The sequence below is a fragment of the Paenibacillus sp. FSL P4-0081 genome (genome assembly GCF_000758565.1).
GTDB lineage: Bacteria > Bacillota > Bacilli > Paenibacillales > Paenibacillaceae > Paenibacillus_AQ > Paenibacillus_AQ phytohabitans.
Map to the genome: position 1 here is coordinate 1,486,844 of NZ_CP009280.1, position 17,713 is coordinate 1,504,556.

The 17,713-nt window shown below is 51.9% G+C and carries 19 protein-coding genes; 11 read left to right on the forward strand and 8 right to left on the reverse strand.

Annotation, left to right across the window (positions count from 1 at the left end; all coding sequences use genetic code 11):
• Positions 1-42: 42 nt before the first annotated feature.
• Positions 43-351 (forward strand): hypothetical protein, encoded by a 309-nt coding sequence (locus tag P40081_RS06360; protein ID WP_042134179.1) that lies wholly within the window; start codon positions 43-45, stop codon positions 349-351.
• Here the strand turns inward: P40081_RS06360 and P40081_RS06365 are convergent, their stop codons facing one another.
• Entirely contained in the window at positions 352-1,263 is a 912-nt protein-coding gene (locus P40081_RS06365) for a copper amine oxidase N-terminal domain-containing protein (protein WP_042134180.1), read from the reverse strand.
• Between the two features lie 137 nt (positions 1,264-1,400).
• On the opposite strand from P40081_RS06365, the gene P40081_RS06370 reads away from it, so the two are divergent.
• Together P40081_RS06370 and P40081_RS06375 are read left to right on the forward strand one after the other, a co-directional pair.
• On the forward strand, positions 1,401-1,886 hold the full coding sequence (locus P40081_RS06370; RefSeq protein WP_042134182.1) for a hypothetical protein: 486 nt from the start codon (positions 1,401-1,403) through the stop codon (positions 1,884-1,886).
• A 20-nt stretch (positions 1,887-1,906) separates the two neighbouring features.
• Positions 1,907-2,458: an RDD family protein gene (locus tag P40081_RS06375; RefSeq protein WP_042134184.1), complete on the forward strand. Its 552-nt coding sequence runs from the start codon at positions 1,907-1,909 to the stop codon at positions 2,456-2,458.
• Between the two features lie 93 nt (positions 2,459-2,551).
• Here P40081_RS06375 and P40081_RS06380 read toward each other — a convergent pair whose 3' ends face one another.
• The 3 genes from P40081_RS06380 to P40081_RS06390 are packed head-to-tail and all read right to left on the reverse strand — an operon-like array spanning position 2,552 to position 5,722.
• Positions 2,552-4,915 carry a carboxypeptidase-like regulatory domain-containing protein gene (locus P40081_RS06380; protein WP_042134186.1) on the reverse strand — a complete coding sequence of 788 codons (2,364 nt, stop codon included), beginning with the start codon at positions 4,913-4,915 and terminating at the stop codon, positions 2,552-2,554.
• On the reverse strand, positions 4,905-5,249 hold the full coding sequence (locus P40081_RS06385; protein WP_042134188.1) for a hypothetical protein: 345 nt from the start codon (positions 5,247-5,249) through the stop codon (positions 4,905-4,907). Before P40081_RS06385 ends, P40081_RS06380 begins: the two co-directional genes overlap by 11 nt.
• Positions 5,246-5,722, reverse strand: coding sequence for an RNA polymerase sigma factor (locus P40081_RS06390; RefSeq protein ID WP_231575297.1), 477 nt, complete (start codon positions 5,720-5,722; stop codon positions 5,246-5,248). Before P40081_RS06390 ends, P40081_RS06385 begins: the two co-directional genes overlap by 4 nt.
• A 464-nt stretch (positions 5,723-6,186) precedes the next feature.
• Between P40081_RS06390 and P40081_RS38270 the strand changes: the two genes are divergently transcribed.
• From P40081_RS38270 to P40081_RS06410, 4 genes are all read left to right on the forward strand, one after another.
• Positions 6,187-6,870, forward strand: coding sequence for a YjgB family protein (locus P40081_RS38270; RefSeq protein WP_042134192.1), 684 nt, complete (start codon positions 6,187-6,189; stop codon positions 6,868-6,870).
• Between the two features lie 233 nt (positions 6,871-7,103).
• Positions 7,104-8,258 (forward strand): winged helix-turn-helix domain-containing protein, encoded by a 1,155-nt coding sequence (locus P40081_RS39725; protein WP_042134194.1) that lies wholly within the window; start codon positions 7,104-7,106, stop codon positions 8,256-8,258.
• A gap of 86 nt (positions 8,259-8,344) precedes the next feature.
• Positions 8,345-9,634, forward strand: coding sequence for an MFS transporter (locus P40081_RS06405; RefSeq protein ID WP_042134195.1), 1,290 nt, complete (start codon positions 8,345-8,347; stop codon positions 9,632-9,634).
• A gap of 81 nt (positions 9,635-9,715) precedes the next feature.
• Positions 9,716-10,291 carry a histidine phosphatase family protein gene (locus P40081_RS06410; protein ID WP_042134197.1) on the forward strand — a complete coding sequence of 192 codons (576 nt, stop codon included), beginning with the start codon at positions 9,716-9,718 and terminating at the stop codon, positions 10,289-10,291.
• A gap of 344 nt (positions 10,292-10,635) precedes the next feature.
• On the opposite strand, the gene P40081_RS06420 is transcribed toward P40081_RS06410, so the two are convergent.
• The 3 genes from P40081_RS06420 to P40081_RS06430 form a co-directional block, all read right to left on the reverse strand.
• A complete protein-coding gene (locus P40081_RS06420) occupies positions 10,636-11,415 on the reverse strand; it encodes a TatD family hydrolase (protein WP_042134201.1) in 780 nt (259 codons plus the stop codon).
• A 25-nt stretch (positions 11,416-11,440) separates the two neighbouring features.
• On the reverse strand, positions 11,441-12,565 hold the full coding sequence (locus tag P40081_RS36210) for a stalk domain-containing protein (protein ID WP_052421697.1): 1,125 nt from the start codon (positions 12,563-12,565) through the stop codon (positions 11,441-11,443).
• 208 nt (positions 12,566-12,773) lie between these two features.
• A complete protein-coding gene (locus P40081_RS06430; RefSeq protein WP_042134203.1) occupies positions 12,774-13,310 on the reverse strand; it encodes a DoxX family protein in 537 nt (178 codons plus the stop codon).
• 341 nt (positions 13,311-13,651) lie between these two features.
• Between P40081_RS06430 and P40081_RS06435 the strand changes: the two genes are divergently transcribed.
• The 3 genes from P40081_RS06435 (at position 13,652) to P40081_RS06445 (ending at position 15,594) form a co-directional block, all read left to right on the forward strand.
• A complete protein-coding gene (locus tag P40081_RS06435; RefSeq protein WP_042134204.1) occupies positions 13,652-14,068 on the forward strand; it encodes a MarR family winged helix-turn-helix transcriptional regulator in 417 nt (138 codons plus the stop codon).
• Between the two features lie 173 nt (positions 14,069-14,241).
• A complete protein-coding gene (locus P40081_RS06440) occupies positions 14,242-15,147 on the forward strand; it encodes an EamA family transporter (protein ID WP_331281708.1) in 906 nt (301 codons plus the stop codon).
• A 264-nt stretch (positions 15,148-15,411) separates the two neighbouring features.
• Entirely contained in the window at positions 15,412-15,594 is a 183-nt protein-coding gene (locus tag P40081_RS06445) for an aspartyl-phosphate phosphatase Spo0E family protein (RefSeq protein ID WP_042134207.1), read from the forward strand.
• Between the two features lie 7 nt (positions 15,595-15,601).
• On the opposite strand, the gene P40081_RS06450 is transcribed toward P40081_RS06445, so the two are convergent.
• On the reverse strand, positions 15,602-16,177 hold the full coding sequence (locus P40081_RS06450) for a TetR/AcrR family transcriptional regulator (protein WP_042134209.1): 576 nt from the start codon (positions 16,175-16,177) through the stop codon (positions 15,602-15,604).
• A gap of 183 nt (positions 16,178-16,360) precedes the next feature.
• On the opposite strand from P40081_RS06450, the gene P40081_RS06455 reads away from it, so the two are divergent.
• On the forward strand, positions 16,361-17,563 hold the full coding sequence (locus tag P40081_RS06455) for an MFS transporter (protein ID WP_197074336.1): 1,203 nt from the start codon (positions 16,361-16,363) through the stop codon (positions 17,561-17,563).
• Positions 17,564-17,713: the final 150 nt, after the last annotated feature.

The following is a 17,713-nucleotide window of genomic DNA, read 5'->3' on the forward strand; positions in this document are numbered from 1 at the left end:
AGTTATAGAAGAGCACTGGAAAACGTTGATTCGGAGGACAAAATGAGTAAACTCGCAAGTTTTATGGCAGAAATGCTGCGTTTAGTGGTTCTGCTGGTTCTGACACTAGGTGTACTCGGGGGTGTGGAGCAGTGGATCTTCAAAATGTTATATGGATGGACCGGGTATTTGTATACTGCAGTAATCGGTAATTTTCTCATATTCTTAGTGATGTACCGGAACTATTGGCAGTTCAAGGGCTGGTACAAATCGGAGAAGAATCAGAAGCTGAAGCCGGTGTGGACCCGGAGTCTGAGTGTCGCCGCGCTGCTGCTGATTCTTGTTCCGTTTGCGGTACCGATCTGGATGTAATTAGTTTTGTACAGAGGATGATGATTCCCCTGGTATTTCAAAGAACTCATTTAGATTCATATTTTGTTGCCCGACCGTTCTGGAGACACCCGTAGCATCAATGAATCCATAGGTTGCCTCCATAACCGGAAGCATCAGATGATAGAACGCGAGGCTTCCCTTATAGGAGGGCATTTTTCCGGCCTGATCCACAATTTTGTACGGTATAAAGAAGAGTCCGGCGGAGGATGGGGCACTATAGTCTATTTTGGCAGACCAGATCTCTTCCGCATAATTACCTGTAATTTCATAATACGAAATACCAGGCCCGCCTTGAATGAAGAAACGGGCCGCTGTGCCTTCCGGGAAATAATAGTCCTGATTCTGTGACTCATTAATGATAGGGATTTGCTTAAGCGTGCTGACGCGGGGAAAATGAAGGGCTGCTGTACGTGCTTCCCCCAGATTCGCAGATTGGAGTTGAGTGATCAGCGCCTCATCTGCTTTGGCGACGTACACAATCCGGGTGGCAGCATTCCAGGCTACATGCGCATCTGCGGCTTCTGCTATGAAGCGGATCGGCACCATGACTCTGCCTTTAAGCAAAACCGAGGCGACAGGCAGTGCGGTTGGTTTGCTTCCAATCAGGGCAGTCTTGTGACCCGCAACCAGTGTGATTGTTTCCCCGCTGCGGCCAATTGTAACCGTCTTGGTGCCATTGTTCCAAGCGACAGTAATCCCCGGGATATGCTTCACTACATTTAGCGGGACCATGGTTGTGCCTTGTGTGAGATAAGGGGGAATGTCCGTGCTTATCGTGGAGTTGTTTATTTCTACTGTAATAGTTGGAGCTGAAGCAGGGGCGGCCAGGGCAGTGCCGGACAGCAATATTAACAGCAGCAGCGGCAGGCAGATAAATTTGATGACTTTCATCTTGAGTAGTCCTCCTTCGAAAATTTTGTTGGTTTACTAAAATTATACAGTTATAGACGCCGGATCTATTTGAAAGTTGCGTATATGCCAGTTGTACTCCAACAGCTCATAGGAGTTGATAGAAAAGGGGGAGAGCTTTGACCCGGAAATCATGGATAGTGTCAGCAATAACAGTACTGATCGTAGCATCCCTGGGCTATGTATGGTTTCGTCCGCAGCATGTGGAGCGGGTGTACCCTAGTGTGATCTACTCCAATAATGAAGTCGTGAAGCATAGCGCAATCGGGCTGAGGGGTGAAGTATGGAGAGGTGTGCCCGGAAGCAGTGAGTTTACCGGCGAGCTTACACTGGATGGAGGTCTTCATTATGATGTGAAGCTTAAGGATGGCGGCGGATACTACTTGGGAATTCTGACGGTCCTGGATGCAGACCGGTCACGGCGTTCGATTGGCTCTATTATAGCGTCTCAGAAGCTGGATAAGTTCTGGATTATGCTGACCCATCTTGATGAGCGCTACGGGCTTGCAGCCGGAGAGGGATATATCTCGGGTCCGGCTAATACGCTAGAGGAGGCCATACAGACCGGGAAGGATATTATGGGTTCAGCCAGGAATAGCAAGTAGAAGCACTGAGGGGGAACAGTATGGAGCAGCGGATAGAGGAACAGCTCGATTTGGATGACTATGTAGGTTTTTGGAAAAGAGTACTGATCAGCTTCATTGATTTTCTGATTTTGGCCATTCCTACGTATTTTTTGAACAGGTTTTGCGTCTCTGCCGCAGAGTCGGCGGAGTCGGCGTTTCCACTTTTTATTCAGTTTGTGCTGCTGATAGGCTTCAATGTGTTCATGGTTGTCAAATATGGAGGCACTCCGGGCAGACTGCTTCTGGGGGTAAGGATTATTAACGAGGACGGGAGATATCCGGCGCTGAAGCAGGCTTTGATTAGATATCTCTTCTTCATCGTCAACGGCTTTCTTGCGGTTATTGTGAGTTTGAACACTGAGGAATTATCTGCGGTTTCCAGCAGTCTGGCCAACTGGACCCCGCTCGCTACGATTTTGAATGTGTTCTTTGGCTGGGTCGTGGTCGCCGATTGCCTATTCGTTGCATTCACCCAACGCAACCGGGCGCTGCATGATATGATGGCCGGAACCTATGTGGTTAAGAAGAATGCACTGGACCGTCTTGTTTGAGCCAAAAGAATAGAATAAGCCAATTGTAAAGGGGATAGACCAGGCGGCGCTGCCGCTCCTGTTCTATCCCCTTTACCCTGTTCTGGATGTGGATTAGTCCACCTCCAGAATAGCCTTCATGAACGTCTTGAGCGCGTAATCCCCGCTTTCTCTGGTCCATTCCCTGAGCTTCCCGGACCTTGCTGTGTATAGCTTCAGCATCTGTTCCAGCTCCCGGTCAAAGAGCTCCGGCTGTCCCGTACGCTCTGCCTTCATCAGGGTTATCAGCTTCGCCCAGTTAACTGGGCTGGAGCCGGGACTATGCTGGGGATAACGCTGAGCAAGCTTTAGTACGGCATCGAGCGGCTGTCCCGCCGCCAGCTCTGCAGCCAGATAGCTGCCGGTGAAGCGGTGGCTGCCATCCTCCTCCAGTGAGGCGACGAATTGCCTGCGGGCTTCGTCCAATTTCCCCTGGTACATCAGCGCGGTAGCGTTAATTCCCTGATCATAGCTGTGCGGATTCTGATCACGCAGCTCAAGAAACCAGGAATAATAATGATTGTAGCTTTTCCAGTCGGACTGCTCATAGTAGTAATGCGCCAGGTTGAAGACATAGTCTGCAGTCGGACGCAGCTCTACAAGCTTCACTAGCAGAGGTATCGTTGCGGCCTCTAAGGATTTGTCTTTAGTATAGGAAGCCTTGGCTGTCATGAGATGAACCAGCATCTTGAGGGCATGATCATCCTGCGGATCTCCGGCATAGTCGTGGCGGTACGCTTCCAGTGACTGCTCAAGCTTCTGCGCTTTAACCAGCTGATCGGCAGCGGTAAGACTGCGTGAATGTAAATAGAAGAAAGGCAGATTGCCGACGGTGTCCTCGTTCAGCCGGTAGCCATTGCTGCGGGTAATCACCCGTCCGGATTCATCATAGGCTTCGATGCTCCACGAGAAGCGGCCGCTTGGATCGGCGAAGCCGAGCAGAGACGAAGGCTCAACCGATTCCCAGCCTTCTCCGCTGCTGCTGGTGGAGAAGCCGCCGCTGCTATACAGCTCTGTTACTGGGATGGAAATCTTATTACCCGTGATATGCTGGCGGATTACATAACTGAAGCTGCTGCCTTCCGCTGAGACTGTGCCGCTGAGAGTGTATGAGGCGGCATTCCGGACACTTTCCCACTCGAATTCTACAGAATCTCCTGTAAGGATCTGCGAATTTACCGGTGATTTCAGCTCCAGCAGAGGCTGAAGGATAATATTATTAGTCAAACGATCATTTGGTTTGATCTCGATCCAGTCATCAGTCTGCACAGGCCAGGTCCAGCCGTCGATCTGCTCAAAGCTCAGGCCCAGAAATATCTGATAATAGCCGGGAATGACTCCTGAGAAGGAAAAACGGCCCTGTGCATCTGTGACGATTTCATACGGCTCCGAGCCATATAACACACTATGATTAACTTCGCTCTCCGGCCGCAGGAAGATGCCTGCCCGGGAGACCGGAGTGCCGTCGCTGTAGGTTAGTGTCCCTGACAAGGTGGCAGGAGCAGAGTTTCCTGCTTCCGCAGCGGATAATAAAGCGTTCTGCATCAGGAGCAGTTGCCGCTCTGATTCAGAATGTGGCTCCTCCAGAAACTGTGAAGCTGCTGTAAAGGATTCCGGTGCGGATGCAGAGTCCCCCGTGGAGCCTTGGAAGTCTTTGGAGTCTTGGGAGTCCCCGCCACTCCCATCGTTCATCTCCTGATACTTCCGGTCACGGACCTCCTGGTAATTCTCCAGACCGTTGTTTATCAGCTTCAGCGCTCCGCTGCTGTCTCCCTCTGCAAAGAGCAGCCATGCATTCAGCCAGGCTGAACGGGCATCTGATTCTTCTTCGCCATAATGCCCCGGGGAGTCAGCCTGCACGAGCAGCACTTTTGCAGCCGCCCAATTCCCTGCACTCAGTGCCCGCTGTGCCTGAAGCAGGAGCAGCTCTCTGGCCAAAGTGGATTTGCTGCTCATTCTTGCAATAGCCTCTTTAAGGATATTGTCTCCGTCACTTCCGGTGCCAAGCACATCATATTCATAGGCCAGCTGTTTAGCCGCAGTAAGCAGATAGCGGTCTATAGGGCCTTCTAGCACATACTCCTTCAGGAACCGCAGCTTATCCCCGGGAAGCAGTAGGGAAGGGGGTTCTTCGTTATTGTTCTGGCTCCACTGGCTTGAGGAAGAACCGATATATACATTGTACTGATATGGAGGCCTCGCATTGCCGGGCTCAATGATCCTGGTACGGATGAGGGTCTTTCGTTTGCTACCGCTGCTGGCATTCAGAGTGTTCAGCAGTTCCTCGCGTGCCTTGGACACGGTATTTGCAGCTGCGGAGGTTTCAGGCTGAACCGATGGCGCTGCTGCCTGCTGAAGAACACCCGGTAATAGCATCAACAACGTAAGCGGAAGCAGGACGAACAGCACCAGCTGTTTGACCTTAATTCTAATTTTCATGGCGTCTCACCGCCTGTTCATAAATGTCTTTCCAGTACGTATTGCCGCCGGCTTCAATCAGTTCCCGCTGGCCCTGTGCCGGCAGTGTACGGGCCTCATGTTCCGGGGTCCCGCTCTGCGGGTAGCAGAGGATCAGCGCACCTGCGATTAACAGTGCAGATAGCGCACCCAGTGGCTTGAGTGGAATTTCCAGCTCCATATTCCATAGTGCCCGCAGGCGGGCCAGCGGTACGTTAGGGTGAGTCTGCTGCAGAACCCGTTCCTGTCCGCTGAAGGAGAGGCTGCTCAACTCTTCATCCAGACGGCGTTTGATGTGTTCTTGTTCACTGCTCATAGAACATGCCCCTCCTTCTCCAGAATCTGCTTTAGCAATAACCGTCCCCGGGATAACCGGGATTTCACGGTATTGTCAGGTAATCTCAACTGCCCGCTGATCTCACGGATGCTCATCTCATGGTAATAGTACAGCGTCAGGCATTCGCGGTAGATGTAATCCAGACTTCTTACAGCTTCACTTAGCTGCAGATTATGCCATTCTGCTATAAACAGCTCTTCTGCGCCTGCGGAGGCGCCTGCTTCATTCTGTACCCAGGCCCCGCCCTCCGGCGCAGGAAAAATATTTCGCCAGCTCCATGTCCGCTGCCTCATCCGGCAGCGGTTAACCACAATGGTGATCAGCCAGGGTCTCAGACGCTGAGGGTCCTTCAGCTGCCCGATTTTGGCATAGGCCTGAATGAAGGTATCCTGTACGGCTTCCTCGGCAGATTGCCGGTCACGCAGCAGCAGCCAGGCGGTCCGGAACAGCATATCCCCATATTGCTCCATCAGCTGGCGGAGAGCGGACTCATCCCTGGCTTTGATTCTCTCTATAATATCCAGATGAAGCTCCCCTCCCTTTATTAGTAAGATGCGTGCTGCGGGAGGAAGGTTGCGTGCCGCAGGGAAATAATTCCTGAATTAAAGGGCTTGAGCAGCGAATATGCTTCTCAATTGCAGAAAGTGCAATAGAATCGAATTCCGGGTAATTTTTAGGGAGTTCTATTGTACTAAATGCAACAGATCCGGTAATGCAGCTTTGGGGGCGTTCTGCGGTGAGAGCAGCGCTGCAACTTCACGCGGCAGCATCATTCCCCAGCTGCTCCATGCCAAAAATGTTCTATAGAAGGAGCAGCCTGAGAAGGAGCATCGTGCAACCTTTAACGGGGACACTGCGTCATAGGATAACAGTTTAAACTTTAAAAGATGGTACCTATTACGAAGGAGATGGCATCATGATCACATCATTCAAAACGATAGCAGGCATAATTCTACTCGGCGGAATGCTCAGTCTAACGGCTTGTAATTCCGGTAAGCCGGATGCGGCGGATACCGGAGGGGCGGCTGCGCAAGCCTCGGAGCTTCCGGCGTCTGCACAGCCGGAAGGGAGTCCCGCCCCGGCGGCGGGCACGGAGCCGGCTGAAGCTGGCGGCGCTGCAGCAACAGCTGCGCAAGGCGGCACTGGCGCGGCCGCTACGCCGCAGGAGCTGAGCAAGCAGCTGAAAGAGCTGCTGCAGCTAGCCAAGCAGGGCAAGGTGCCCGGCGTGGAATATGCTGCACACAGCGGACTTATTGACGATGTGGAAGCAGCATGGGGAGAGCCGGACACCAAAGAATCGGCAGGCAAAGGCATTTATTCCACGTATGCCGGCAAGCACGTGGTAATCGGCTTTAACAAGGGCAGCCAAATCTTTGATGTGCGTTCAAGCGCCTCCGACTTACAGAAGCTGACGCTGAAGCAGATTGAAGAAGTCCTCGGCAAGCCGGACGCTACCTCCGTGAACGGCAGTGATGACATTTATATATACCAGGCGGGCAAGCAGTATCAGCTCAAGTTCATTATTCCGGATTCAACGGGTACCGTGGATCATATCTCTGTATTCTCCGAACAGGATTCATTCAACAATATGGCAGGCTAGATCAGCCTCTATAGGTGTCCGGATTTACGGCAGCCGCTGTCACATAGGTAGAGCAAGTTTAAGAAGAGTCCCTTCGCAGCGGCAACTGTAGAGGGACTTTTCTCTTCTTGATCATTGGATACAAGTACCGGGCATTTGCCCTTCATGAATGCAGCTGCTGCTATCGTGCGCAGAACTTCTTGCTGATATAATCAGTTTATGGGTTGATCTGTAGAAAGAAGAGAGGCACAGCTATGCATCTGGAGTTGAACGGAAGCGAATATAAAGTATCTGCCGGCGGGTTAACCATAGAGCTGCTGCCCAAGGAGTTTGCGCTTCTGCAGTTTCTGTACCGCAACAGGGGGCGGACCTTCAGCCGCGAGCAGCTTCTCGATAAAGTGTGGCCGATGGAGTATCCGGTGGAACGGACCGTCGATGATCATATCTACCGGCTGCGCAAGAAGCTGCGCGGGCTGGGCGGGATTGATATCAAGACCATCCGCGGGTTCGGTTATAGCCTGGCCGTACCGGGCTCACCGGAAGGGGTAGCAATGACCCCTGCAACGAATGATCCGGAGCTGCGGGATACCATGAGTGAGGTATTCATGAAATTTCATATCTACGGTCAGGGCAAATCGATGCTGACCCTCGCGCGCCAGCAGGATATTCTCGGCTACGAGCTGGACCCGCATTATTCCATGGTCGTTCATTTCGTCCAGGGAGATTTGGAGTGGCTGATCTACACGGATGAGGTTCCGCTGAAGGACCGGCTTTTTTACCTCAACCTGTTCTACTTCTTCATAGGTGACCCCAAGGTGAAGGTGGAATACGCCGAACGTCTGATTGAGCGGAAACTGCTGAACCCCCCTGAACAGATGGAACTGGAGATTCTGACCATGCTGGATCTCTACACATTGGCAGGCCAGCCGGAAAAAGCGCTGGAACGCCTAAAACGTTCCTATCAGGTAATATCCGAACCGGATTATGAGAACTTCGTTCCGGCGACGCAGATTACGGAGCTGTTCATTCATCTGGTGGCGGGAACCGGGGATGAGCAGCTGGATCGTATGGATGAAACCGTCAGCCGGACACTGAGGGGCAAGCCTTTTCTGCGGGAGATCGGCGGTTACAAAGTAGTAAAGGGACTGTGGGCGCTTCGGCGTGCACAGTGGGCAGAGGGAGAGAAACTGATACATGAGGGGTTGCAGGTGCTCGATATGTCCGGCTTTGTGCCGCTGCGCTTCTATTCGATGTACCGGATTTATCATTTCTGCCGGATGTATCTGGCCGGGAGCTCCTTGGCGCGCAAGTATGAGAGCCTGTTTACAGCAGAGCTTGAAGCTTTTGGTCTGCTAAGGCTGGAACTGCCTCTCGAAAATCTGCTGCTGCCGCTGCTCGAATCCCCCTGATAATTCTCTGACAATTCTCCGTTACAGTAGGATCATGAATGTTTCGCACATTCAATGATATTACATGTAACCTGGAGGAATGTCAGATGGAGCTTACAACCAAGCAGGGAACCAGCCTGCTGCATAACAAAACGTACATGCGGGTATACAGTGCATTCGCCACGGCAAGCTTCGGCGACTGGTTCGATGCACTGGCTATTCAGGTGCTGGTCGGCTACCGCTGGCAGGCCGGGCCGCTGATGCTGGCGCTTATTCCGGTAGCGCTGGCGCTGCCGAGCATTCTGTTCGGCTCGATTGCCGGAGTAGCCGCCGACCGGCTGAACAAGCTGAAGCTGATGCGTGTCTGCGATCTGCTGACTGCGCTGCTGACTGTACTGGTGCTATTCGCCCCGAGCATGTTCTGGCTACTGCCTTTGCTGGCGCTGCGTTCAGCGCTATCCACGCTGAATATGCCTGCCCAGCAGTCTTTGACCCGCAGCCTGGTCAGAGAGGATCAGCTGCTGCAAGCCTCGTCGCTCAATGGGCTGGTTAACCAGGGCTCCAAAATTGCCGGCCCTCTGCTCGGAGGTCTGGCGCTCGCCTTCCTTACGCCGCAATGGTGCATACTGATCAATGCTTTGCTGCGCGGCTGTTCTTATCTGCTGCTGCTGTCCGTTAAGAACATCCGTACAGATGAAGAGGACAGCAAACAGCCAGAGGCGCCGGAAGACAAGATTCCGCTGCATACGATGTGGCGGGAAGGCTGGAGCTTCATGCTGCGCAGCCGGATTTTGCTGAATACTATGCTGTTTGGGCTGGCCGGGGCACTTGTACTTCAGGTGGTCGACTTCCAGTTCACCAGCCTGTTCCGGGTATTTGCACCGGAGCGGGAATCCCTGCTCGGCTGGATGGTGGCCGCTACCGGAGTAGGAGCTGTGCTGATCATCCTTCTGCTGAACAAGCTGAATCCCGAAACGGGATATAGCTGGAGGCTCGGCTCGGGATATGTACTGATCGGCGGTTCCATTGCTGCACTTGGATTGCTTCAGCCCGGCGCTTCGATAGTATGGGTTCTGCTGATCGGATTTGTACTGGGGATCGGAAACGGGGTATTCATGGTTACGTTCAATTATTGTCTGCAAAAAGAAACCCCGCCGCATATGACCGGCCGTATCTTCGGCATCCAGAACACCGTACTGAGCACGGTACTTATTGTTGCACCTTTATTAGGCGGCATGCTTGTCCAGTATGCAGGTCCTGCCCGTATTTTTGTCAACACCGGTCTGCTGCAGCTCCTTCTGGGTGTGGCGGGTCTGCTCTTCGGACGGCTGCTCTGGCCTGTGGCCAAGCTCAAGCTGGAAGGTGTACAGCCAGCAGCTGCAATAGAACAGGGGTAGCTTAAAGGCAGACAGTAAGTTTAAGATCAAGCCCTTCGGGGCTTTTTCTGCACTGCCACATTACATATTCAGGAGGAACCAATGACGACTTATATTTACATGGTGAGACACGGGGATTCACTCCGGACCGGGGTGGACGAATGGACGCGCGGCCTATCTCCTGCAGGGGAAGAGGATGCCCGCAGAGTAACAGCATGCCTGCGTAATGAAGGCATTAACGCGCTGTACAGCAGCCCGTATCTCCGGGCCATACATACGATTGCCGATTTGGCAAAGGTACTTGGGCAGGAAATTACCCTCAAGGAGGATCTAAGAGAGAAGGTCTGGATGGAGGGCAACCGGCAACTGCCGGACGAGGATCTGCTTGCTTCACTTCAGGCGATGTATGCCGATCCGGACTATGCCCTGCCGGGCGGGGAATCGAACCGCGAATGCCAGGCAAGGGCGGTAGAAGCGTTGCAGGAAATCCTGCAGGCACATGAAGGAGAAAGAGTTGCCATCGGTACCCACGGGCTCGTAATGGCGCTAATGATGGGCTATTTTGCCCCGGAATATGATCTGGACTTCCTGCTGAAGACCACCAAGCCAGATATTTATGTCATGGCCTTCTCGGCAGGCCAGCTGACCGGGGTGGAGCGTCTTATAGTTAAGGGATGAGCATGGAGAATGGCCGGAAGAACGTACCAAGCCGCGGATGGGCTGGGTGCGTTCTTTGGCGCGAGGGAGGAGAGTGAGCATCTTAAGTTCGCTTGCATAAGCAAAAAAGTTGTACAAATTGCAACTTCGATCCATAGATATCCGGGCAATCCGGAGGATTGTTGTATGAAATACATTAATTGTCCCGCCAAACCGCCTGGAGGAGGAGAAATGCTGCCTTTTCTACAACAATTTGAGATTGCGGCCCATTTAATGCGGGAAATGTTGTAGTTTGTACAGGATTTGCTGGCGGTCGCCGCGGCACGGCGGAGTCCATCATTCACTGGGGTACGGTGACGGCTAAGCTACAGTCCGTAGAACCGCACCGTATTCGCTGTTAAAATAGCCTTCGCCTCGCTCCCGGTATAACCATGCAGCGCTCCCCAGGCGGCGGCAACGTCATGCACCATCGACGGATGGGTGGTACGCCCGGTGAATGGGCCTTCAAAAGGCCACGGACCATCGGTCTCCGCCATGACCAGCTCCGGCGGGTAGCGGCGTGCGAGATCCTGAATCTCCTGTTCATAGAGAATATCGGGAGTGAACGAGATATAATAGCCCCGGCTGATCATACGGTCGACAGTAACTCCCGGGCCCTTGAACCAATGGAAATGGGCCCGGGTAATGTGATGCTGTTCAAGCAAATCACATACGGTCCAGGCATCTTCGTAGACGGCATGCAGCACCACTGGTTTGGCTAATCGTGCCGCCAGACCAAGGAGTCTGTCCAGAAGCCGGATATAAGGTTCCATATCCCATGCTTCCCCGCGTTCTATAGCTTCGGTCCGGGAATAGTAGGGAAGCCCGATTTCACCTATAGCGGTCATATCCGGGGCATGGAGCGTGATCCAGTCCAGCAGCGCGGCCAGATCCTCTTCCGGCGGCAGCGGCTGCTCGGGATGGAAGCCGTAGGCGGGTCTCACCAGCCCGGGATAACGGGCTGCTATCCCCTGAGTACGCAGACTGGAGGCGAGGTTCATCGAGACAGCAATCAGCGCCTCAATGTCCTGCTCTGCCAGGTTCTGCAGCAAAGAGGATAACAAAGTCTCTTCATATTGGTCCAGATGAATATGGGCATCAATCATGCGTAATTGCTCCTTCCTCCGCAGGTTATTTCACTACAAATTGCTGAGTGGTATCATGCGGTTCAAAGGTGATGGATCCGAGCTCCATCCCCGCTGCGCCTGCCTTGTATACCAGCTTCAGCGTCCCCATGCTCTCGGTCATTCCTACCATTAGGCTGGTATCCGCTAACAGCCTGCCGTCCTTCACCGAGTAATAGGTAACCGCACCAATACCGGCAGTCTTGCCGAAATATTTCAATGCTTCTTCTGCACGGTCCGGAATTCTCATTGTTACTTTGGACGGGGTTGCTCCTTGGAGCTCAAGCTTCAGCAGCACATCGTTCTGATCTATTGAAATGCTGGAGGATACTACAGCAGAAGCCGCTTGGTCCGCTGCAGGCACGGAGAGCTCCTTCCATTGTTCAGGCTTGACCACATGTACTTCCTGCACTACCAGCGAAGTTCCGGTACCCACTGTGAACACAACCGTTACTTCAGGCTTCCCGTCAGAATCTATATCAGCATAGAAGAGCTGGGGCGGATTCGAGAAATCTCTGTCTACGGTCCAGTCGAAGCTGTGCTTCTTGCCGTTCACTTCCAGGATGAATCCTTTGTAGGTGTTGCCGTCCTTCAGCGAAGCATACAGCTTGACCTTGGCATTATCCCCGGCCACAACGAGGGGTTCAGCGGGAACCCTGACCGTTGTGCTGAGACTGCCCGGCGTAATCGCAACCCGGGTTCCTCCCGCTTCCAGCTCTGTGGTAGCACCCGTAAGCGAATTCATACTATCTGCCGGAATATATACATGTCCGGCCTTAAGAATAACAGGGGCCTCCAGGCTATCTTTATAACTTCCATCTGTTTGTGTATAGCGGACCTGGATAGAGGAGCTGCCGGGGGTAAGGACTTTATTATCCCAGCCAGTCGTGAGAGTAAGCTGCTTGAGGACATTATTCCATTGCAGCTGGACAGGGTAAAACTCCATCAGGGCAAGAGCCGGTACATATAATATCCCATTGGAATGAAATGGCGGAACTTGGGGAAGAACGGCTTGTCCGTCTACCTTAAGGGATATAGGAGCTGCAGCAGAATGGGCAATATTTATGGATGAAGCCGCCGCATGGCCTGCTAGGAGCAGGGCGATAGCGGAAGCGGCAATTAATTTTTTCATAAGATAACCTCCGGAGTCTGGAAATTCCAATCCATTTTATTATAAATGAAAAACTCCGCTAGCGGGTCACGTTCTGTTAACAAAGATAAGACAAGCCTGTTACGGTTACCTGCTCTGCGCGCTAAGCGTATGACAAAGACCCGCAGGAGAAGGAAGCGGATGCTGTCCTTTTCTTGCGGGTCCTTTAAGATACAGTCTATTAATTTAGTTATACGGAACGTTTCATAGCCTGAACGGGAGCCAGAGGCCGGGCTGCGGGAGTATGATCCTTCTTGTGGAACAAGCTGCGCAGGTAAGGGAGGACCCAATAATCAAGACCGATTCTGCCGGCATTGGCCGCCGAGACCACAATGATCATTCCCATAAGCAGCAGCTGGACGTTGGTGCTGACCGTGCCTGAGAGCAGGTAGGCAGAGTTCATAACGATTCCCATCAGAGCGGCGAAGGTAGTGAAGGTGCCCAGAATCAGGCCAAGTCCGACCAGAAATTCACCTGCAGGAACCAGCAGATTGAAGAAATTGACACCGGGAAGCGCCGCATGCTGCAGGAAGCTGCCCCACCAGGCTTGTACAGTGGCATCTTCACCGACACTTTTGGCAATGGCCCCTTTCAGGAAGCCAGAAGCATCGAAACCGCCGGTAAGTTTGTGCCAGCCTGCTTCAATCCATTGATAACCTACATATAGACGTACTATTGTGAGCAGCACCATAGCTGCTTTGTTTGTGCGAAACCAGTTGTTGAACATACTCTCCACTCCTAAAGTTTAGTTAGCATACCTTCTGCAAGTCACGTCGTTCATAACTCACTTCGGAAGCATTGGCTTAAGTTTTATTGGCTAACTGTCTGTGAGCTACCTATCCTGAAAATCTTTATCTGTGTATCGGATGATCATCTTCGATACCTTAATTTTAAGTGATTTTTTTCACAATTAGTGTGATATAAATCACAAAATCCAAATAAAATTTTATATCAAACTAAAATTTGATTAATATTTCATAAAATTTTCAATACCCGGATTATATATACTTTTAGAGGGCTGGACGAAGCCGCTTGACACCTAATTTATATAAATCTACCATATAAGATATGAATGAAAAAAATGTATTGGCGGTCATTGGCCGTATTCACCGACGCGGAAATAAGTTCATTGAACAGGAATTGAAAAAGCATGATATTCACGGCATCGCTCCATCGCACGGAGATATTCTGTATCAGCTGTTTGCCCGGGAAGCTCTTACAATGAACGAGTTGTCCCGTGGGATTGATAAGGATAAGTCTACGATTACGGCATTAGTGGACAAATTGCTGCGGCTGGATTACGTGAGACGGGAGCAGGACCAGCAGGACGGACGGATATTCAGATTATCTCTTACTCCAAAAGGACGGGAGCTGCAGCCGGTGTTCGAGGCGGTATCCGAATCGCTGCTGGAAGCGGTCTATGAGGAGTTCGCTCCTGAAGAGAAGCAGCAGCTGATGAGCCTGCTTACCAAGATTAAGCTGTAATACAAGTGCATGCCGGAGAAGCAGGGTCTTTCGAGAACGAAAGGCTCTGTTTGCTGTGAAGAATAAGGGGGATATGCTCCGCCAGATATGATCTATCTACCAGAAGAGACAGCCGGTAATTCCGTATAATTAACACTAAATATCTATACATATACGCAGGAGGGATGGAGACAATGTTACGGACCCGAGGAATTATTATGGCCTCCGGCGGAGCGTTATTATGGGGAGTATCGGGGACGGTAGCCCAGCATTTGTTCCAGCAGGCCATGCTGCCTGCGGCCTGGCTGGTGACCCTGAGACTGCTGGTATCGGGAGCGCTGTTCCTGATGTTTACACTCCGCAAGGAGGGCTCGCAGGTATGGAAGCTGTGGCTGGACCGGAGATTCGTTCTTCAAATGCTGCTGTTCGGGCTGCTGGGCATGCTTGGGGTACAGTACACGTATTTCGCTTCCATTGAGTCAGGCAATGCTGCAATCGCCACACTGCTGCAGTATTTAGCCCCGTTGTTTATTCTCCTGTACACTGTTATCCGGAGAAAAACCAAGCTGGCTCCGCTGGATATCACCGGTGCGCTGCTCGCGCTGGGAGGAACGTATTTACTGCTGACCGGCGGCGATTCCTCGGAGCTGACCGTTCCTCTGAGAGGCTTGATCTGGGGGATTCTATCCGCAGTGTCCTTGACGTTCTATACACTCTATTCCGGTCCGCTGCTTAAGCTGTACAGCACTTCACTGCTGATGGGCTGGGGGATGATTGTGGGGGGAGCGGGGATGAGTCTGATTCATCCGGTCTGGTCCGTACCGTCTGCTGATTGGTCGCTGTCTATCATTCTGGCTATACTATTCGTTATTCTGCTAGGAACATTAGCCGCCTTCTATCTATATATCGGCAGTCTCCGCCACATTGCTCCGCATGAAGCCAGCCTGCTGTCCTGTACGGAACCGGTCTCAGCTATTGTCTCCTCCGTAATCTGGCTGTCCGTCCCCTTCAATCTGTACCAGGCACTGGGAGCGGGAATGGTTGTACTTATGACTGTAATGGTTTCTTTGAAATCACGGACTACAGAGACCGCGAAATAAATCGAACGAAATCCCTGAATCCTTCCAATAACCATGCACAAAATCAAAAACCACCGGATGGGGAAGATTCCCGTATATCCGGTGGTTTTTTTATAAATATAAGAATTTATATGTTTCACATGATAACTTATCCTTCTATTTCTCGCTGAAACGGTACCGTCCTTACAAAAGGACGGCAAAGCCGTTTCCACTTGCCATACTGCATTGTACGGAGTACCCTGCAATTCGCCATATCCTTATAAAATATTTGCAGGAGGGAAGATAATGGATCATTTGGAAGCTATACAAAAGCATATCGAAGCAGAGCGGACCCGGCTGAACCAGATGGAAGAGCAGCACGGCCGCCTGCATCCCAGTGTAATCAGACAGTCCCAAAAATTGGACGACCTCATTAATGAATATCATAAAGCGGATGCCATCGATAAAAACCGCGATCCTAAGCGTTAAACTGCAGTCAGGCCTGAATTCCCTCAAGCGCCAGCAAGACTAAGTTCCGGACAGATTCCTCGTTCAGTGCATCTCCCGTCAGCAATAACCGGTAAAAAATAGGCCCATAAATCAAGTCGATGCTGCTCCCGATGTCGAGCTCTTGCTTCAATTCTCCTCTGGCTACTCCCCGTTCAAGCAATTGCCAGGCCTCCTGGCGGCGCGGACCGAAATATCTGCTGCGGTAAGCCTCAGCCAGTCCTGCGTCAAATTGCCCTTCACCGATCAGTTCAGTAATGACTTTGCCTTCCCGGCTGGACAGGAACATGGCCAGATTTCCCGCATGAATCAGCAAGTCCTCCTTCACAGAGCCGCTGTCCGGTATAGGCAGCCTGGCGGTTGCGGCAAAAAGATATCCGTCCATCACTACCGCAGCTTTATTCGGCCACCATTTATAGATGGTCGCTTTGCTGACCTGAGCCTGTTCCGCGATTTTCTCCACCGTCACTGCACCGAATCCCATCTCCAGCAATAAATCATATGAAGCGTTCAGAATGGCATTCTTCGCCTCCGTATTGCGCGGCCGGCCTCTCTTCTTATCCATGGCTCGTTCCTCCTAATAGATTACTACATAGATAACCTGCTACATCCAAACTTAAGATCGATCTGTAACTGGAGTATAACATAAAAGTGCCTATTTACAATACTGAACGTTTAGTATATTATTTGGTCATAGGAATTACTAAACTGTACGTTCAGTATTACAAATTGAAAGGTGGAGTTACTAATGAAACAACAAGCAGTATCCGCTATGAATCACAAAGCCGTTCCCGGTTGGATCACATTTCTGCTCGCAGTATCCTGCGGACTGATTGTGGCGAATCTCTATTATGCACAGACGCTGGTCGGACCGATCGGGCAAGCCATTCATCTGTCTCCCGGAGCCACGGGGCTGATTGTGACGCTGACACAAATCGGTTATGTTGTCGGGCTGCTGTTCATTGTACCGCTCAGTGATATTATCGAGAACCGGCGGCTAGCTGTAACGTCACTAATTCTGGTTGTAGCTGCACTGGCAGCTGCGGCACTTGCACCGAATGCACCGCTGTTTCTTGCAGCCTCCATGTTCATCGGGCTGGGCTCGGTAGCTGCGCAGATATTGGTGCCGTATGCTTCCTATCTGGCAGCAGAGGAAGAACGCGGCCGTGTGGTAGGCAATGTGATGAGCGGACTGCTGCTGGGTATTATGTTTGCCCGGCCGGTAGCAAGCTTCATGGCCGGACTATGGGGCTGGAAGTCTATATTTGTGGTCTCAGCAGTTGTGATTGCGCTCCTGACCCTGCTTCTGTCCCGCATACTTCCGGCACGCAAGCCAGAACCTACGTTGAATTACGGCCAATTAATCCGCTCTCTGGGTACACTGTGGATGCAAACGCCGGTTCTACGGCGCCGGGCGATTTATCAGGCCAGCTTATTCGGTGCCTTCAGTCTGTTCTGGACGACAGTTCCTATGTACTTGTCCAGCTACTATCACCTGTCCCAGCAAGGAATTGCCCTGTTTGCACTGGCCGGTGTGGGCGGAGCAGTGGCAGCCCCTATTGCGGGCAGACTGGCAGACCGGGGCTGGACTAGACTGCTTACAGGTCTGGCCATCTCACTTGCCGCCGTATCCTTTATCTTGGCTTATCTGCTCCGGGATGATTCGAATCTAACACTCGGCCTGCTGGTTCTAACGGCCATTCTGCTGGACATGAGTGTATCCGGCAACCTGGTGCTGGGGCAGCGGGCGATTTATTCGCTCGGCAATGAAACAAGAGGACGGCTGAACGGATTGTTCATGGCGATATTCTTCGTAGGCGGAGCAGTAGGCTCCTCGCTGGGCGGCTGGGCTTATGCTTACGGCGGCTGGAGTCTGGCTACACTGATCGGGCTGGCCCTGCCGGTGCTGGCTCTGGTGTACTTTTTGACCGAGAAGAAGAATCTGGTTTAAGACCGGGAGCATGGTGTTCAGCAATAATCCGCATAGCCGGATATTTCGAATATAACTAAAGTAGGCAGGGGAGCTTCGATCCTCTGTCTTTTTTATTTTGCCGCGTGATGTAATGGAATCGGGATGAAGAGCGTACTAGCTCATGTAAAT

Excerpts from the sequence above, each read along its gene's own strand:
- P40081_RS06360 (WP_042134179.1), top strand. The coding sequence starts at position 43 with ATGAGTAAACTCGCAAGTTTTATGGCAGAAATGCTGCGTTTAGTGGTT.
- P40081_RS06365 (WP_042134180.1), bottom strand. The coding sequence starts at position 1,263 with ATGAAAGTCATCAAATTTATCTGCCTGCCGCTGCTGCTGTTAATATTG.
- P40081_RS06375 (WP_042134184.1), top strand. The coding sequence starts at position 1,907 with ATGGAGCAGCGGATAGAGGAACAGCTCGATTTGGATGACTATGTAGGT.
- P40081_RS06380 (WP_042134186.1), bottom strand. The coding sequence starts at position 4,915 with ATGAAAATTAGAATTAAGGTCAAACAGCTGGTGCTGTTCGTCCTGCTT.
- P40081_RS06385 (WP_042134188.1), bottom strand. The coding sequence starts at position 5,249 with ATGAGCAGTGAACAAGAACACATCAAACGCCGTCTGGATGAAGAGTTG.
- P40081_RS06390 (WP_231575297.1), bottom strand. The coding sequence starts at position 5,722 with ATGCTGTTCCGGACCGCCTGGCTGCTGCTGCGTGACCGGCAATCTGCC.
- P40081_RS38270 (WP_042134192.1), top strand. The coding sequence starts at position 6,187 with ATGATCACATCATTCAAAACGATAGCAGGCATAATTCTACTCGGCGGA.
- P40081_RS39725 (WP_042134194.1), top strand. The coding sequence starts at position 7,104 with ATGCATCTGGAGTTGAACGGAAGCGAATATAAAGTATCTGCCGGCGGG.
- P40081_RS06405 (WP_042134195.1), top strand. The coding sequence starts at position 8,345 with ATGGAGCTTACAACCAAGCAGGGAACCAGCCTGCTGCATAACAAAACG.
- P40081_RS06410 (WP_042134197.1), top strand. The coding sequence starts at position 9,716 with ATGACGACTTATATTTACATGGTGAGACACGGGGATTCACTCCGGACC.
- P40081_RS06420 (WP_042134201.1), bottom strand. The coding sequence starts at position 11,415 with ATGATTGATGCCCATATTCATCTGGACCAATATGAAGAGACTTTGTTA.
- P40081_RS36210 (WP_052421697.1), bottom strand. The coding sequence starts at position 12,565 with ATGAAAAAATTAATTGCCGCTTCCGCTATCGCCCTGCTCCTAGCAGGC.
- P40081_RS06430 (WP_042134203.1), bottom strand. The coding sequence starts at position 13,310 with ATGTTCAACAACTGGTTTCGCACAAACAAAGCAGCTATGGTGCTGCTC.
- P40081_RS06435 (WP_042134204.1), top strand. The coding sequence starts at position 13,652 with ATGAATGAAAAAAATGTATTGGCGGTCATTGGCCGTATTCACCGACGC.
- P40081_RS06440 (WP_331281708.1), top strand. The coding sequence starts at position 14,242 with ATGTTACGGACCCGAGGAATTATTATGGCCTCCGGCGGAGCGTTATTA.
- P40081_RS06445 (WP_042134207.1), top strand. The coding sequence starts at position 15,412 with ATGGATCATTTGGAAGCTATACAAAAGCATATCGAAGCAGAGCGGACC.
- P40081_RS06450 (WP_042134209.1), bottom strand. The coding sequence starts at position 16,177 with ATGGATAAGAAGAGAGGCCGGCCGCGCAATACGGAGGCGAAGAATGCC.
- P40081_RS06455 (WP_197074336.1), top strand. The coding sequence starts at position 16,361 with ATGAAACAACAAGCAGTATCCGCTATGAATCACAAAGCCGTTCCCGGT.